Origin of the sequence: Planotetraspora sp. GP83 (assembly GCF_041262585.1) — a bacterium.
In the GTDB taxonomy this organism is placed as follows: domain Bacteria; phylum Actinomycetota; class Actinomycetes; order Streptosporangiales; family Streptosporangiaceae; genus JAOEGB01.
Window position 1 is genome coordinate 140,774 of record NZ_JBGCBZ010000010.1, and the last position, 15,682, is coordinate 156,455.

Below are 15,682 nucleotides of genomic sequence, written 5' to 3' on the forward strand. Positions count from 1 at the left end.
GATGTGAGCCGGTTCTATGGACAAGACGGAGCCGTTCTACGGGCCAGATTTCTCCCAGCTTGCACGGCAGGACCCGGACGTCGCCCAGGTGCTGCTGGACGAGCTGGCCAGGGCGCGCGGCGGGCTCCAGCTCATCGCCAGTGAGAACTTCACCTCCCCCGCGGTGATCGCGGCGCTCGGATCGACCCTCACCAACAAGTACGCCGAGGGCTATCCGGGCCGCAGATACTACGGCGGCTGCGAGGTGGTCGACCGGGCCGAGCGGCTGGCCATCGACCGGGCGAAGCTGCTGTTCAAGGCCGATCACGCCAACGTGCAGCCGCACAGCGGCGCCTCGGCGAACCTCGCCGCGTACGCGGCGCTGCTCCAGCCGGGTGACACGGTGCTGGCGATGGCCCTGCAGCACGGCGGCCACCTGACCCACGGGTCCAAGGTCAATTTCTCCGGCAGGTGGTTCGACGTCGTCTCCTACGGCGTCCGCCGGGACACCGAGCTCATCGACTACGACGAGGTCCGCGAGCTCGGGATCAGGCACCGCCCCAAGCTGATCATCTGCGGGACGACGTCGTACCCCCGTGTGATCGACTACTCCGCCTTCCGGGGGATCGCGGACGAGATCGGCGCCTGGCTGCTGGTGGACGCCGCCCACACGATCGGCCTGATGGCCGGGGAGGCGATCCCGTCGGCCGTGCCGTACGCGGATGTCGTCACGTTCACCACGCACAAGGCGCTGCGCGGGCCGCGCGGGGGAGGGGTGCTGTGCACTGAAGAGCTCGCTCAGCGGATCGACCACGCGGTCTTCCCTTTCACGCAGGGCGGCCCGCTGATGCACGCGGTCGCGGCGAAGGCGGTGGCGTTCGGGGAGGCGCTGCGGCCGGAGTACAAGGACTACGCGGCCTCCGTCGTCGAGAACGCGATGACGCTCGCCGAGGGCCTGGCCGCCGAGGGCATGCGCCCGGTTTCCGGCGGCACCGACACCCACCTCGCCCTGTTCGACCTGCGGGGGCTGACCGACTTCCGGGGTCTCCCGGTGAGCGGCGCTGAGGCCGAGCGGCGCTGCGCGCAGGCCGGCATCACGCTCAACCGCAACGTGATCCCATATGATCCGGAGCCCCCGACCGTCACCTCCGGGATCAGGGTCGGCACCCCGTGCGTCACGACCCAGGGCATGGGTGTCGCGGAGATGAAGGAGATCGCTTCCGCCGTCGTGCAAGCGGTGCGCAACCCGGGTGCGATAGCGTCGGTGACCGATCGGGTAAAGGGGCTGACCGCCACGCACCCGGCATATCGCCGAGAGGAATGAGGCGGTCTGTGTCGTTTTCCGGTCACAACTGGTCCCCCAATCCAGGAAACTAGGTCAGTGCGCGAATACACGCTCTTGGCGCTCGTGGCGGCAGCGGTCACCTTCCTGCTGGTGCCGCCTGTCAGGGCGTTCGCGTTGCGCATCGGCGCGGCCCCGGAAGTGCGGGAACGAGACGTGCACAAGGTTCCCACCCCCCGGCTGGGCGGCCTGGCGATGTTCGGCGGGCTTGCCGCCGGGTTGCTCGTGGCCACGCATCTGCCGTATGTGAGCGGTGCCTTCGGCAGCGTCCAGACCGGGCATACGGTGACGGCCGTGCTCGCCGCCGCCGGCCTGATCGTGGTGACCGGCTTCCTGGACGACTGGCTGGGCATGGACGCGCTCGTCAAGCTCGGCGGCCAGATCGGGGCGGGCGGCCTGCTGGTCTACTACGGGATGTACCTGCCGTGGCTTCCCCTGCCCCAGTTCATGGGCGGTCCCACCGGCCTCGACAGCACGCTCCGCCCAGTGATTACGATCCTGATCGTGGTCGTCGTGATCAATGCCGTGAACTTCGTCGACGGGCTGGACGGCCTGGCGGCCGGGATCGTCGGCATCGCGGCCATGGCGACGTTCGCCTACTCCATCGCGCTCTCCCAGACCAGCAGCGGATCGCGCATCAACGTGACGGCGGCGATCGCCGCGATCCTGATCGGGATGTGCGTGGGCTTCCTGCCGCACAACTTCAACCCTGCCAAGATCTTCATGGGCGACACCGGTGCCATGCTGATCGGGCTGCTGCTGGCCACCTCGCTGATCACCATCACGTCGTCCGTCGAGCCGAGCGCCGTCAAGATCAACCGGTTCCCGGTCATCCTGCCGCTGATCCTGCCGATCGCGGTCATGATCCTTCCGTTGGTGGACCTGATAATGGCGGTGGTCCGCCGGACGTCGGCCGGGCTGTCGCCGTTCGCCCCCGACCGCGGCCACCTGCACCACCGCCTGCTCGACATCGGCCACTCGCACCGGCGCAGCGTTCTGATCATGTACGCGTGGACGTTCCTGTTCGCGTTCACCATCGTCGGCCTGTCGATCGGCGGCGTTCCGCTCATCGTCTTCCCGCTGACGATCCTGCTGGCGGTGGGCGTGCTGGTCATGATGGCGCTGCCCCGGTGGCGGTCGCGCCGCGAAGAACTGCGTTACCGGAAGGGCGGCGCGCACGCGGCGCGGCGCCCGGTATCCGATCCCGGCCGCGGCCTCGGCCAACCGGCGACGGAGAAGCCGGCGGGGGAGCCGACAAGGAATCCGGCCGCCTCCGCCGTGCCGGCCGTCCCCGCCCCCGCCGCGCCCGCAGTGCCGACCGTCCCCGCCCCCGCCGCGCCTGCCGTGCCTCCCTCGCGCCGGCCCCCGTACGGGCCCCCGTACCAGGTCCCTTACGGGGCCGACTCCGCGCCGGCCGCCACCCCCACGCACCGGGCCGACGCCAGGCCCACCCGATAGCCGGCCACGAGGGGAAGGGCAGGTCAGGGACCCGAAAGGGCAGGTAAAGGTGGCACTCCGGAGCTTGTGATAGCTTTCACTAGCAGGGGTTGCGTGGTACCGCGTCCCTCTGAGGTAGCAATCGCTCGCTTGACAATCGACCATGGAGTTCCGATGCAGGCCAACGACGTGCGCGTTCTCAAGGGCGCCGCCGTGCCGACTCTGGCAGCGGGTCTCGTCGCCGTGATCCTCGCGGCGGTGCTGACCGGAGCCAAGGGTGCGCTGGGCGCCGGCATCGGTGTCGTTCTCGTCGCCGTCTTCTTCACCATCGGCCTCGCCGTCGTCTCATGGGCCGGCCGGGTTTCGCCGATGGCCATGATGACCGCCGCCGTCGTGGGTTACGTCGTCAAGGTGCTCGCGATCATGGCCATGCTGAGCGCCTTCGACGGCACCACCGCGTTCAACTCTCGCGTGTTCGCCATCAGCGTCATCGTGTGCACGCTCGCGTGGACGGTCGGCGAGATGCGCGGATTCATGAAACTCAAGTTGCTCTACGTGGAGCCCGGTGCTGAAGTGCCCGGCCGGAGCAACCGATGATCAGGCTCGAGGGGCAGCCCGATATGACTAGTCCCCCCGGGTCCTGCTATCGTCGTGCCCGCGATGAGCGAACAGGAGCGCAGGCCCGAGAGCGACGGCCGCGACTTCGCCGACGCCGCCTGGTCGGTCCCGAGCTATCTGCTCTCGGGGATCTTGATGTGGGGCGGCATTGGCTGGTTGCTGAGCTGGTGGACCGGCGTGCACGCATTCATCCCTATAGGCGTCATTCTCGGCGTCGGGCTTGCGATCTACCTGGTCTATCTGAAGTACGGCCGCTAGGGTCTGCCGCACTTCCCCGCTCTTCTGTCGATCAATCACGTTGAAGGGAACGCCCGTGCGCGAGCGTAGCGAGCGGACGAACAAGCACAGCATGGCTCGGGCGTTTGTCCCCGGGCAGGTAGCCGAGGTGGCCAAGTGACCCCCTTGACGCTTCTGGCAGAGGACAATTTCGAGGCGCCGGGGCCGTCGATCTTCGATTTCCCGCCGCTGTACGAGGGCGCCCCCACCTGGCTTACCAAGCCGGTGGTCTTCGCCGTCGTCGGCACTCTCCTGGTCTGCGCCTTCGCGTGGAGCGCCTTCGCCAAGCCGCAGCTCGTGCCGCGCGGCATGCAGAACATCGGCGAGAAGGGCTACGAGTTCGTCCGTGACCAGGTGGCGCGGCCGTTCCTCGGCAAGGACGCCGAGCGCTGGATGCCGCTGCTGCTCAGCCTGTTCTTCCTCATTCTGCTGTGGAACTTCTTCGGCGTCGTCCCGCTGATCCAGATCCCGATCGCGTCGCACATCGCCTTCCCGGTGGTGTTCGCGCTCACGATCTACATCATCAAGATCTACCTGGGCATCAAGCACCAGGGCCTGGGCGGCTACTTCAAGAACATGATGTTCCCGCCGGGGCTCCCCAAGCCGATCTACGTGCTGCTGGCCCCGATCGAGTTCCTCTCGAACCTCATTCTGGCGCCGTTCACGCACGCCGTCCGACTCTTCGCCAACATGTTCGCCGGCCACCTCATCCTGGCCTTCTTCAGCGCCGTCGGTTTCTGGTTCCTCTTCGAGAAGCTCACCCCGCTCGGCGCCGGGCTCGGCGTGCTGGGCGTGGTCATGACGATCGCCATGACCGGGTTTGAGATCTTCATCCAGTTCCTCCAGGCGTTCCTCTTCACGATGCTCGCCGCCATGTACATCGGCGGCTCGCTGCACCCGGATCACTGAACCCCCCTGACGTAAGTCCAGACCGGTGAAACGTTCACCGGCCGACCAGTAAAGGAAGAACACGAATGAGCGTTCTCGCTGCGGTCACCGGCAACCTTGGCGCGATCGGTTACGGCCTCGCCGCCATCGGCCCCGGCATCGGCGTGGGCATCATCTTCGGCCAGGGCGTGCAGGCCATCGCCCGCCAGCCCGAGGCGTACGGCCTGATCCGGCAGAACATGCTGCTCGGCTTCGTCCTCACCGAGGCGCTGGCCCTCATCGGCCTCGTCGCGCCCTTCATCTACCCCACGAGCTGACGTACCCAATCTGACGGAAGGCTGCACCTATGACTACGGCAGCTAGGCTCCTGGCGGCGGAGGGCGCGAACCCTCTCGTCCCGCATCTTTACGAGCTGGTCGTCGGCAGCTTCGCCTTCCTCGTCGTCTTCGTCGTCGTCGGAAAGATCCTCACCCCGCGCATCCAGAAGACGCTGGCGGAGCGGACCGAGGTGATCGAGGGCGGCATCAAGAAGGCCGAGGACCTGCAGGCCGAAGCGCAGCACACCCTTGAGCAGTACCGCTCCCAGCTGGCGGAGGCCCGCCAGGAGGCGGCGCGGCTGCGGGAGGAGGCGCGCGAGCAGGGCGCCCAGATCAAGGCGGAGCTCCGCGAGGAGGCTCAGGCCGAGGCGCGGCGCATCGTCCAGGCGGCGCACGCGCAGATCGAGGCCGACCGTCAGCAGGCGGTCGTCCAACTGCGTGCCGAGATCGGCCGCCTGTCCACCGAGCTGGCCGGCCGCATCGTCGGCGAGTCGCTGGAGGACGAGGCCCGTCAGCGCCGCATCGTCGACCGGTTCCTCGAGGAGCTCGAGGGCCGCCCGGAAGCGGTCCGCTGATGCCGGCGCGAAGCCGGATCCGGAGCCGGCCCGAAAGCCGGTGCGGTGAGCTCCGCGCTGCCGGGCTTCCCGCCCGGCACGACAGCCGGGGAGCGGTGAGCGACCGATGAGAGGTCTGAGCAGGACCGCGCTCGCCGAGGTCGAGGAGCGGTTCAACGCCGTCGCGGCGTCCGCCGACCTCGGCACCCTGGCCGAGGAGCTCTTCGCCGTCGCCGATCTGTTCGACCGCGAGCACGGGCTGCGCCGCGGCCTTTCCGACCCCGCCCGCCCGGCGGAGCAGAAGGAACAGACCATCCGCGCCCTCCTGCAGGGCAAGGTGAGCGAGACCGCGCTCGAGATCACGGTCGCGGCCGTGCGGGCCAAGTGGTCCCGCTCCGGTGACCTGGCGGACGCGCTTGAGCGTATCGGTGTCATGGCCGCCGCGGCGGAGGCCGAGTCGGAGAGCAGGCTCGACGACGTCGAGGACGAGTTGTTCCGGTTCGGCCGCATCCTCGCGGCCAACCCGGGGCTGCGCCGCTGGCTGAGCGCCCCCGCCGTTCCGGCGGAGCGCAAGGGCGAGCTGCTGGCCGACCTCCTCGGCGGCAAGGTCGTGCCCTCGACGCTCCGCCTGGTGACGCAGATCGCCGCACATCCGCGAGGACGTAGCCTGGAGACTGCCCTCGAGGAGTACGGCTACATCGTCGCGCGCACGCGGCAACGCCTGGTCGGGGTGGTGCGCAGTGCCGTACCGCTGGCCGAGGAGCAGAAGCAGCGGCTCGCCACCTGGTTGCGAGCCACATACGGGCGAGACGTCCACCTGAACGTCGAGGTGGACCCGGAGGTGCTCGGCGGTTTCTCCGTGAGGATCGGAGACGACCTGATCGACACCACCATCGCTGGACGTATCGAAGAAGTCCGCCGCCGGTTGGCCGGCTAAGGCGAATAGGGAGACAGAAGAGAGATGGCGGAGCTTACGATCCGGCCGGACGAGATCCGGGACGCGCTTGAGCGCTTCGTCCAGGCGTACGAGCCGGAAGGCGCCGCGCGCGAGGAGATCGGGACCGTCGTCGACTGTGGCGACGGCATCGCCCATGTCTCCGGCCTGCCCTCGGCGATGGCGAACGAGCTGATCGAGTTCGAGGACGGCACGCGTGGCCTGGCACTGAACCTGGACGTCCGGGAGATCGGTTCGGTTATCCTGGGCGACTTCAGCAAGATCGAGGAGGGCCAGCAGGTCCGCCGGACCGGTGAGGTCCTGTCGGTCCCCGTGGGCGACAACTTCCTCGGTCGCGTGGTCGACCCCCTCGGCAACCCGCTGGACGGCAAGGGCGCCATCGAGGCCGAGGGCCGTCGCGCCCTCGAACTCCAGGCCCCCTCCGTGGTCCAGCGCCAGCCGGTGAAGGAGCCGCTGCAGACCGGCCTCAAGGCGATCGACGCCATGACGCCGATCGGCCGCGGCCAGCGCCAGCTGATCATCGGTGACCGTGGCACCGGCAAGACCGCCATCGCCGTGGACACCATCCTGAACCAGAAGGAGAACTGGCTCTCCGGCGACCCCGACAAGCAGGTGCGCTGCATCTACGTCGCGGTCGGCCAGAAGGGCTCGACGATCGCGCAGGTCAAGGGCCGCCTGGAGGAGGAGGGGGCGATGGAGTACACCACCATCGTCGCCGCCCCGGCGTCCGACCCCGCGGGCTTCAAGTACGTCGCCCCCTACACCGGTTCCGCCATCGGGCAGCACTGGATGTACCAGGGCAAGCACGTCCTGATCATCTTCGACGACCTGACCAAGCAGGCCGACGCGTACCGCGCGGTCTCGCTGCTGCTGCGCCGCCCGCCGGGCCGTGAGGCCTTCCCGGGCGACGTCTTCTACTTGCACTCGCGTCTGCTGGAGCGCTGCGCCAAGCTCTCCAACGACATGGGCGCGGGCTCCATGACCGGTCTGCCGATCATCGAGACCAAGGGCAACGACGTCTCGGCGTTCATCCCGACCAACGTCATCTCGATCACCGACGGCCAGTGCTTCCTGGAGACCGACCTGTTCAACGCCGGCGTCCGCCCGGCGATCAACGTCGGTGTCTCGGTCTCCCGAGTCGGCGGCTCGGCGCAGGTCAAGGCCATGCGGAAGGTCGCCGGAACGCTGCGCCTGTCGCTGTCCCAGTTCCGTGACCTGGAGGCGTTCGCGGCCTTCGCCTCCGACCTGGACGCGGCCTCCCGCGCTCAGCTGGAGCGGGGCTCCCGTCTGGTCGAGCTGCTCAAGCAGCCGCAGTACAGCCCCTTCCCGGTCGAGAAGCAGGTCGTCTCGGTCTGGGCCGGCACCACCGGCGAGCTGGACGACGTGCCGATCGAGGACATCCGCCGCTTCGAGGGCGAGTTCCTCGACTACATCTCCAGCCAGTACAAGGGCGTGCTCGACAGCATCCGCGAGACCAGGGACCTGGCCGACGACACGGTCACCATGCTCAAGGAAGCGATCAGCGAGTTCAAGAAGGGCTTCACGACCTCGTCCGGCGAGCTGCTGGTCAAGGACGTGCCCGTGGAGGCGCTCGAGGCCGGCGAAGTCGGCCAGGAGAAGATCGTCAAGCACGTCCGCAAGACTGAGAAGAAGTAGCGTATGGGTGCCCAGCTAAGGCTGCTGCGGCGGCGGATCAAGTCGGTCAAGTCGACCGCCAAGATCACGCGTGCCCAGGAGCTCATCGCCTCCTCGCGCATCGTGAAGGCGCAGCAGCGGATGCAGGCCGCTGTGCCGTACGAGCGCGAGATCACCCGGGCCGTGTCCGGCGTCGTGAGCAACACCGCGACCGTCGACCACCCGCTGACGGTCGCCAAGGAGCAGCCGGCCAGCGCCGGCGTGCTGATCGTGACCAGCGACAGCGGCTTCTGCGGCGGCTACAACGCCAACGTGCTGCGCGAGGCGGAGGCCCTGCGCGGGCTGCTCGAAGGTCGCGGCATCCGCGCCGTGCCGTTCGTCGTCGGTCGTAAGGGCGTCACCTGGCACACGTTCCGCAGCCGTGAGATGGGCGGCCGCTGGGAGGGTTTCTCCCGCAGGCCGTCGTACGGCGACGCCAAGGAGATCGCCGGCACCCTCATCGAGTCGTTCAAGGAGAACGACGGGATCGACGAGATCCACGTCGTCTACACCGAGTTCGTCTCGATGCTGACACAGAAGGTCATCGTCAAGCGGATCCTGCCGCTGGAGGTCGAGGAGACGGAGGTGGCCCCCGACGAGGCCATCCCGCCGTACTTCGAGTTCGAGCCGACCGCCGACGAGGTGCTGAACTCGCTGCTGCCGCGCTACGTGGAGTCGCGCATCTTCAACGCGCTCCTCCAGTCGGCGGCGTCGGAGGAGGCTTCGCGTCGCCGGGCCATGAAGTCCGCGACGGACAACGCGAACGAGCTCATCGGTGTGTTCACCCGCCAGATGAACCAGGCCCGCCAGGCCGAGATCACCCAGGAAATCAGCGAGATCGTCGGTGGCGCGAACGCGCTCGCTGACGCCGCAGCGGGGAAAGAGTGAAATGACCGCACAGACTGTTGAGACCAGCGTGGGCCGCGTCGCCCGCGTCACGGGTCCCGTCGTCGACGTGGAGTTCTCGGTCGACAACATGCCCGAGATCTACAACGCCCTCACCGTCGAGACCACGCTCGGCGAGGAGACCAAGACCCTGACGCTTGAGGTCGCGCAGCACCTCGGCGACAACATGGTCCGGGCCATCTCCATGCAGCCCACCGACGGCGTGGTCCGCGGCTCTGCCGTCACCGACAGCGGCGGCCCGATCTCGGTGCCGGTCGGCGACATCGTCAAGGGCCACGTGTGGAACGCCCTCGGCGAGCCTCTCGACGTGCCGAAGGCGTCGCTCGAGGTCACCGAGAAGTGGGGCATCCACCGTCCGTCCCCGGCGTTCGACCAGCTCGAGTCGCGCACCGAGATGCTGCCCACCGGCATCAAGGTCATCGACCTGCTCACGCCGTACGTCAAGGGCGGCAAGATTGGCCTGTTCGGCGGCGCGGGCGTCGGCAAGACCGTTCTGATCCAGGAGATGATCCGCCGCGTCGCGCTGAAGTTCTCGGGCACCTCGGTGTTCGCGGGCGTCGGCGAGCGCACCCGTGAGGGCAACGACCTCTGGCTGGAGATGGAGGAGGCGGACGTCCTCAAGGACACCGCGCTCGTCTTCGGCCAGATGGACGAGCCGCCGGGCACGCGTCTGCGCGTCGCCCTGTCCGCCCTCACGATGGCGGAGTACTTCCGCGACGTGCAGAAGCAGGACGTGCTGCTGTTCATCGACAACATCTTCCGGTTCACCCAGGCCGGCTCCGAGGTGTCCACCCTGCTCGGCCGCATGCCGTCCGCGGTGGGTTACCAGCCGACCCTGGCCGACGAGATGGGTGTGCTCCAGGAGCGGATCACCTCCACGCGTGGACACTCGATCACCTCCATGCAGGCGATCTACGTCCCCGCCGACGACATCACCGACCCGGCGCCGCACAACGCGTTCGCGCACCTCGACGCCCAGACGGTGCTCTCCCGTCCGATCTCGGAGAAGGGCATCTACCCCGCGGTGGACCCGCTCGACTCCTCGTCGCGCATCCTCGACCCGCAGATCATCGGTGACGAGCACTACGCGGTCGCTCAGGAGACCAAGCGGATCCTGCAGAAGTACAAGGAACTGCAGGACATCATCGCCATCCTGGGCATCGACGAGCTCTCCGAAGAGGACAAGGTCACCGTCCAGCGGGCACGCCGGATCGAGCGGTTCCTCTCCCACCCGATGTACGCCGCCGAGGCGTTCACCGGCCAGCCCGGCGAGTTCGTGCCGCTGGACGAGACCATCGCCTCGTTCAAGGGCCTGTGCGCCGGCGAGTACGACCACCTGCCCGAGCAGGCGTTCTTCATGGTCGGTGGCATCGAGCAGGCCATCGCCAAGGCGAAGGAACTCGAGCGCTAGAACGCCTCAGACGCCTGTACGGCTTGCCGGCCGTACAGGCGTCTCCTGGCAGTGGCTCCTTGAAATGTCTCCATGCAGTGTCTTCATGAAAGGGGGAGCTGAGAAGTGGCAAAGCTTCGCGTCGGCGTAGTATCGCCGGAACGTGAAATCTGGTCGGGCGAGGCCGACATGGTGATTGCCAAGACCGTGGACGGCGAGATCGGTATTATGCCGAAACACGCTCCTGTTCTCGGTGTCCTCGTCGAGGGCGGGGTGCTGCGCGTAAAGCGTGACGGCGAGGACGACCTCGTGGCCGCGGTTCACGGCGGGTTCATCTCCGTCGCCAACGACGACGTGTCGATCCTGGCGGAGGCGGCCGAGCTGGGCTCCGAGGTCGACATCGCGAGAGCGAAGGACGCGCTGCAGCGTGCCCAGGCCTCGATCGAGGCCGACCAGGAGGACGCGGACGCGAGGCTCGAAGCCAAGCGGGCCGCGGCCCGGCTGCGCGCGGCCGGCGAAGAGGTCTGATTCTGTAAGAAGGGGGCGGCGATGGCGGCGCTTGAGATACTCCTGGGCGTCTCCGTTGTGGCCGCGCTCCTGGTCTTCCGCGGTTTCGCCCTGGCTCGCAGCCGGGGCACCGTCGTCTGTCGGGTACGTGACGGGCAGCGGGGCTGGAGGAGCGGGGTAGCCCGCTACGCCGGAGGAGAGCTCCACTGGATCCCCTTCATTGGACTGCGACTGAGGCCGCGCCACGCGATCACGAGGCGCGGCCTCACCGTTTCCAGCCGGAGAAGGCTGACGACGGGCGAGGGCCCGGCGGGCTACTGGACGGTCGACTGCTCCGCCGAGAGAGGTCCCCTGTCCCTGGCGATGAGCGAGGACGCGCTGACCGGCTTCCTTGCCTGGCTCGAATCCGCCCCGCCCAGCGCCCACCTCGACGCTGCGTGATCAGCGGGTGGCGCCGGGTTTCCAGAGGATTTCGTGGCCGTCGGCGGCTATCCGGCAGAGGATGAACATCAGGTCGGACAGCCGGTTCAGGTATTTGGCGGTCAGCGGGTTGACGTCGTCGTGGGCCTCAAGCGCCGACCAGGTCGTCCGCTCGGCCCGCCGGACGATCGTGCGGGCGACGTGGAGGTACGCCGTGGCGGGGGAGCCGCCGGGCAGGATGAAGCTGCGCAGCGGCTTCAGCGTCGCGTTGAACCGGTCGCACTGCTCTTCGATCCACGCGATGTAGGACTCCTCGACACGCAGCGGCGGGAACTCCGGATTCTCAGTCACCGGCGTGCACAGGTCCGCGCCGACGTCGAAGAGCTCGTTCTGCACCCGTGCCAGGACGGGGATCAGTTCCTCGGGGAGCCCTCCGGTGGCGAGGGCGACCCCGATGGCGGCGTTGGCCTCCTCCACGTCGGCGTACGCCGCCAGCCTCGGGTCGGTCTTACGGGTCCGGCTCATGTCGCCGAGGGCCGTGGTCCCGTCGTCGCCCGTCCTGGTGTAGATCTTCGATAGCACGACCGGCTTGTCGTTGTCAGCTCGCGTCATGCCGCTCAGCGTAGTCAGCCCGTTCAGGCGCTCCGCTCCGGCACGAGCTCGGGACCGAAGGTGCGGCGGAAGATGTGCACCGAGGCGTCGACCAGCCGATCGGTGGAAGGGGCCGGGTCGGCGAGCACCCATTCGATGAGTAACTCCGTGATGGCCCCGATCAGGCCGAGGGCGAGCAGGTGCAGCTCCAGGGGAGGCCCCGGCGGCAGGTCCTCGACCGCCGCCTCGATGATCTCGGTGAAGGCCTTGACCGTGTGCTGCCTCGCGCTGGTGAGGACGCTTCCCGCGCGGCGCACTTCGAGGTGCATGACGCGGGCGCGGCGGACGTCCTGTGTTACGAAACGGACGTATTCCCCTATCCCGGCGACGATCCGGTCGTCCAGCGTCGGCGGCGCCTTCTCGATCGCGGCGTTGACCGAGGTGAGCGTCTCCTCGACGCACCGATCGTAGACGGCCCGCATGAGGTCCTCGCGGCTGGAGAAGCACTCGTAGAAGGCTCGGTTGGAGATGCGGGCGGTCGCGCACAGTCGTTCGATGGTCGTTGCGTGGAAGCCCGGGTGAGCGAACAGCGTGTAAGCCGCTGTTATGAGCCTTTCCCTCCGATCTGCAAGCCTTTCGGCTGCGGACATCCCCCGATAGTCACGTCCCACCACTATTCACCTCGCGCCGTCATGGCCCCCCAGAACTAATCATTATGAACGCAAGATCCTTTATGTGGAAGTGCCGTAAAACTAGCACTTCCGGTGTATGCCGAGGTGGCTAACCGGCTTGACAAGTGGGTCAAGGTCCTATCCGGGTGTATCTCGCCGGCCTCGTAGACCTCCCACCCCTACCGGCGGCACGCCGTACCGGGCTCAGAGGAGACCTCGATCGAGGGCGGTGGTCACGGCCGCGGTGCGGTCCGAGACGCCGAGCTTGCCGAAGACGCGCAGCAGGTGGGTCTTCACTGTCGTCTCGCTGATGAAGAGTGCCTTGCCGATCTCGGCGTTGGTGAGCCCGCGGGCGACGAGGGACAGGACCTCGGTCTCACGCCGGGAGAGGGAGTCGGGCATGGGCGCCCGCATGCGGGTGACCAGCTTGGTGGCGACTGACGGCGACAGCACGGTTTCGCCCCGTACGGCTGACGCGATCGCCAGCAGGAGATCGGAACGAGAGGTGTCCTTCAGAAGATATCCGGCGGCTCCCGCCTCGACCGCGCGCACGATGTCCTGGTCGGTCTCATAGGTCGTGAGGACGATCACCCGGGATTCCGGGTGGTCGGCCAGGATCCGGGTGGTCGCGCTCACTCCGTCACCTCCCGGCATCCTGAGGTCCATCAGGATCACGTCAGGTCGCAGCTCGCCCGCGCGGATCACCGCCTCGTCGCCGGAGCCGGCCTCGCCGACGATCTCGATTCCGGGGTCGGACTCCAGCATGCCGCGCAGCCCCTCGCGTACGACGGGGTGGTCGTCCACGATCAGCAGCCGAATCACTGCAAGATCACGCTCCATATCAGGGCTGGTCGGGGGAGTGCCCGGGAACCTGTGCATGATCACGATAGGTATTCGCGCCGGTTCTGGGGCCGCCGGGGAAAGTCTGCATGATCACGCCGGGGGGGAGGTGTGCATGATCACTGTGAGGGTCGTTCCGTGGCCGGGGGAGGTGTCGACCGTGACCGTGCCGCCCTCCTGCTCGATCCTCGTGCGCATCGCCCGCAGGCCGTATCCCTGGCACGTCCCCACTCGGAAGCCCACGCCGTCGTCCCGCACAGTGAGCGCCACCTCGGCCGGGCCGTACTCGATGGACACGGCCACCGACGACGCCGCCGCGTGTTTGCGCACGTTCGCCAGGCCCTCCTGGGCGGCTCGGATCAGCACGACCTCGGTGCTGGGCGGCAGCGGCCGCGACGGCCCCGCCGCCGTGAAGGACGCCTCGATCCCGAGCTCTTCCCCGAGCCGGCCGGTGACCCGGCGCAGCGCCTCGTCGAGCGTGGACCCGTCGAGCGGCGCCGGGCTGAGCGCCGCGATCAACCCGCGGGCCTCCGCCAGGTTCTCCCGGGCGGTCTGTACGGCAAGCCCCAGATGACGCGACGGGTCGGCCTGGGCCTCGGCCGCCTGGATCAGCATGATGATGCTGGTGAAGCCCTGGGCCAGAGTGTCGTGGATCTCCCCGGCGAGCCGTTCGCGCTCGGCGAGGGCGCCCCGCTCGGACGACAGCCGCGCGACCTCGGCCCGGCTGGCCTCCAACTCCCCGATGAGGTGGGCGCGCTCGGCGCTCTGGTGGATGATCCGCGTGATCCACGGCCCGAAGACCAGGGTGAACGTGATGGCGATCGCCGCCGTGCCGGCGAACATCAGCACGTCGCCCCCGTCGAGCGTGGGCTGGGTCAGGAACCGGGCCGCCGGGGCCAGGTTCAGAATCAGCACCATCGCCACCGCGTTCCGGGCCCGCAGCAGCATGAAGGTCTGCGGGCACAGCGCGAACAGCCCGAACGACGCGGCGGGGACGATCAGGCACGCCGGGACGAACGCCGCGATCAGCAGGCCGCAGTAGAGGAGGCCGCGGCGGCTGTCGTCCTCGTCCTCGACGATGGCGGGACGGCCCAGCAGCACGTAGGCGAGGGCGCACGCTGCCAGCAGGAGCACGGTCGTGACCCTGGCGGTGACGGAGACGCCGTCATCGAGGGCCACGAACAGCACGGTCACGGCCAGCGACAGTCCGAAGAGGGTCTCCCATCCGCGGAAGGTCTGCCAGGCGTGGGCGCCGGACGGTCCGTCGATCGTGGCGGTCAGGAGCCCCGCCGTCCGGTTCCGACCTTGGAAGGCCGTGGGGCTGAGGGCCGCCACCACCCTTCTCCGCACAGCGCTCGAAGGCCCGTGAGGCCGGCTGACCTCACGGGCGCCCGTGGAGGGCTCGGCCACGGTGGTCATCCGTCCCGGCGGCTCTTCCAGCGGAAGGTCGTCAGGCACAGCACGAGACCTCCCACCAGCCACGCGCCGAGGACCAGCGCGACGCGGTCCAGCTCGTACGACTTCGTCAGCTCCAGGGTGGCCCCCGCGTCACCCAGGAAGACGGAACGGAAGCCCTGGCACATCCATTTGAGCGGGAAGACCGACGCCACGTTGATCAGCCACGTGGGCATCTCCGTGAAGGGGATGTAGACCCCCGAGATGAACTGCAGCACGACGAACGGCATGCTGATCACGGCCGCGGCGCTCTTGGCCGACCGGGGCAGGCTGCTCGCGGCGACCCCGAGGAGCGCCGCGGCGGAGACGCCGAGGACGAACACCCAGCCGAAGGTCACCCATTTCGACGCTTCGCGCGGCAGCTCCAGGTCGTACATCAGGACGCCGATGGCCAACAGAATGATCACTTCGAGGAACGCGATGACGAGGACGTTGAGGATCTTGCCGATGAAGTAGGCGCTGCGCGGCATGGGCGTGCCGGCCAGCCGCTTGAGCGTGCCGTCCTGGCGCTCGGTCGCGATGCCGATGCCGAGGTTCTGGAAGCCCGCGCCCATTACCCCGGCCCCGATCAGGCCGGCGGTGTAGAGCTGCGAGACCGTGAGCCCGGTCCCCTTCAGGCTGCCGGAGAAGATCGACCCGAACAGCACGAGCAGGATGATCGGGAAGGAGAACGTGAAGACGACGGCGTCCTTCTCGCGGAAGAACATCTTCGTCTCGATCGCGGCGCGGGCCAGGCCCACCTTGAGGGCGGACGGCAGTGGGGAGGCGGCAGCCGTACGGGGAGCGGCTGTGGTGATGTCGGTCATGGAGCCTCGATCAGGTCAGGGGGAGTGACGCCGCTCGGGCGCCGGGAAGGACGGGG

General features: G+C 68.3%; 18 protein-coding genes. 13 read left to right on the forward strand and 5 right to left on the reverse strand.

Annotated features, from left to right (window positions below):
- Positions 1–16: 16 nt before the first annotated feature.
- The 13 genes from glyA (at position 17) to ABH927_RS16390 (ending at position 11,284) form a co-directional block, all read left to right on the forward strand.
- Positions 17–1,303 carry a serine hydroxymethyltransferase gene (gene glyA / locus ABH927_RS16330; RefSeq protein WP_370022335.1) on the forward strand — a complete coding sequence of 429 codons (1,287 nt, stop codon included), beginning with the start codon at positions 17–19 and terminating at the stop codon, positions 1,301–1,303.
- A gap of 57 nt (positions 1,304–1,360) precedes the next feature.
- Positions 1,361–2,779, forward strand: coding sequence for a glycosyltransferase family 4 protein (locus tag ABH927_RS16335; protein WP_370022337.1), 1,419 nt, complete (start codon positions 1,361–1,363; stop codon positions 2,777–2,779).
- A 153-nt stretch (positions 2,780–2,932) separates the two neighbouring features.
- Positions 2,933–3,355: a hypothetical protein gene (locus ABH927_RS16340; protein WP_370022339.1), complete on the forward strand. Its 423-nt coding sequence runs from the start codon at positions 2,933–2,935 to the stop codon at positions 3,353–3,355.
- Positions 3,356–3,418: 63 nt separating this feature from the next.
- A complete protein-coding gene (locus tag ABH927_RS16345) occupies positions 3,419–3,634 on the forward strand; it encodes a hypothetical protein (RefSeq protein WP_370022341.1) in 216 nt (71 codons plus the stop codon).
- 135 nt (positions 3,635–3,769) lie between these two features.
- Positions 3,770–4,561: a F0F1 ATP synthase subunit A gene (gene atpB, locus ABH927_RS16350; RefSeq protein ID WP_370022343.1), complete on the forward strand. Its 792-nt coding sequence runs from the start codon at positions 3,770–3,772 to the stop codon at positions 4,559–4,561.
- 65 nt (positions 4,562–4,626) lie between these two features.
- The gene (atpE, locus tag ABH927_RS16355) at positions 4,627–4,857 is read left to right on the forward strand and encodes an ATP synthase F0 subunit C (protein WP_346226161.1); all 231 of its coding nucleotides are present in this window, start codon (positions 4,627–4,629) and stop codon (positions 4,855–4,857) included.
- Between the two features lie 29 nt (positions 4,858–4,886).
- Positions 4,887–5,432, forward strand: a complete 546-nt coding sequence (locus ABH927_RS16360; RefSeq protein WP_370022345.1) for a F0F1 ATP synthase subunit B — start codon at positions 4,887–4,889, stop codon at positions 5,430–5,432.
- 106 nt (positions 5,433–5,538) lie between these two features.
- Positions 5,539–6,348: a F0F1 ATP synthase subunit delta gene (locus tag ABH927_RS16365; RefSeq protein ID WP_370022347.1), complete on the forward strand. Its 810-nt coding sequence runs from the start codon at positions 5,539–5,541 to the stop codon at positions 6,346–6,348.
- A 24-nt stretch (positions 6,349–6,372) separates the two neighbouring features.
- Positions 6,373–8,022: a F0F1 ATP synthase subunit alpha gene (gene atpA / locus ABH927_RS16370; protein WP_370022349.1), complete on the forward strand. Its 1,650-nt coding sequence runs from the start codon at positions 6,373–6,375 to the stop codon at positions 8,020–8,022.
- Between the two features lie 3 nt (positions 8,023–8,025).
- Complete coding sequence (locus ABH927_RS16375) at positions 8,026–8,928, forward strand: F0F1 ATP synthase subunit gamma (protein WP_370022350.1); 903 nt, start codon at positions 8,026–8,028, stop codon at positions 8,926–8,928.
- 1 nt (position 8,929) lies between these two features.
- Entirely contained in the window at positions 8,930–10,357 is a 1,428-nt protein-coding gene (gene atpD / locus ABH927_RS16380; protein ID WP_370022352.1) for a F0F1 ATP synthase subunit beta, read from the forward strand.
- A gap of 105 nt (positions 10,358–10,462) precedes the next feature.
- On the forward strand, positions 10,463–10,864 hold the full coding sequence (locus ABH927_RS16385) for a F0F1 ATP synthase subunit epsilon (protein WP_261581651.1): 402 nt from the start codon (positions 10,463–10,465) through the stop codon (positions 10,862–10,864).
- A gap of 21 nt (positions 10,865–10,885) precedes the next feature.
- Positions 10,886–11,284 carry a DUF2550 domain-containing protein gene (locus tag ABH927_RS16390; protein ID WP_370022354.1) on the forward strand — a complete coding sequence of 133 codons (399 nt, stop codon included), beginning with the start codon at positions 10,886–10,888 and terminating at the stop codon, positions 11,282–11,284.
- Here the strand turns inward: ABH927_RS16390 and ABH927_RS16395 are convergent, their stop codons facing one another.
- The 5 genes from ABH927_RS16395 to ABH927_RS16415 form a co-directional block, all read right to left on the reverse strand.
- Positions 11,285–11,875 (reverse strand): cob(I)yrinic acid a,c-diamide adenosyltransferase, encoded by a 591-nt coding sequence (locus tag ABH927_RS16395; RefSeq protein ID WP_370022356.1) that lies wholly within the window; start codon positions 11,873–11,875, stop codon positions 11,285–11,287.
- A 23-nt stretch (positions 11,876–11,898) separates the two neighbouring features.
- Positions 11,899–12,504, reverse strand: coding sequence for a TetR/AcrR family transcriptional regulator (locus ABH927_RS16400; RefSeq protein WP_370022357.1), 606 nt, complete (start codon positions 12,502–12,504; stop codon positions 11,899–11,901).
- A gap of 225 nt (positions 12,505–12,729) precedes the next feature.
- Positions 12,730–13,347: a response regulator gene (locus ABH927_RS16405; RefSeq protein WP_370022358.1), complete on the reverse strand. Its 618-nt coding sequence runs from the start codon at positions 13,345–13,347 to the stop codon at positions 12,730–12,732.
- Between the two features lie 111 nt (positions 13,348–13,458).
- Positions 13,459–14,823 carry a sensor histidine kinase gene (locus ABH927_RS16410; RefSeq protein WP_370022360.1) on the reverse strand — a complete coding sequence of 455 codons (1,365 nt, stop codon included), beginning with the start codon at positions 14,821–14,823 and terminating at the stop codon, positions 13,459–13,461.
- A complete protein-coding gene (locus tag ABH927_RS16415; RefSeq protein ID WP_370022362.1) occupies positions 14,781–15,626 on the reverse strand; it encodes an ABC transporter permease in 846 nt (281 codons plus the stop codon). Before ABH927_RS16415 ends, ABH927_RS16410 begins: the two co-directional genes overlap by 43 nt.
- Positions 15,627–15,682 lie beyond the last annotated feature (56 nt).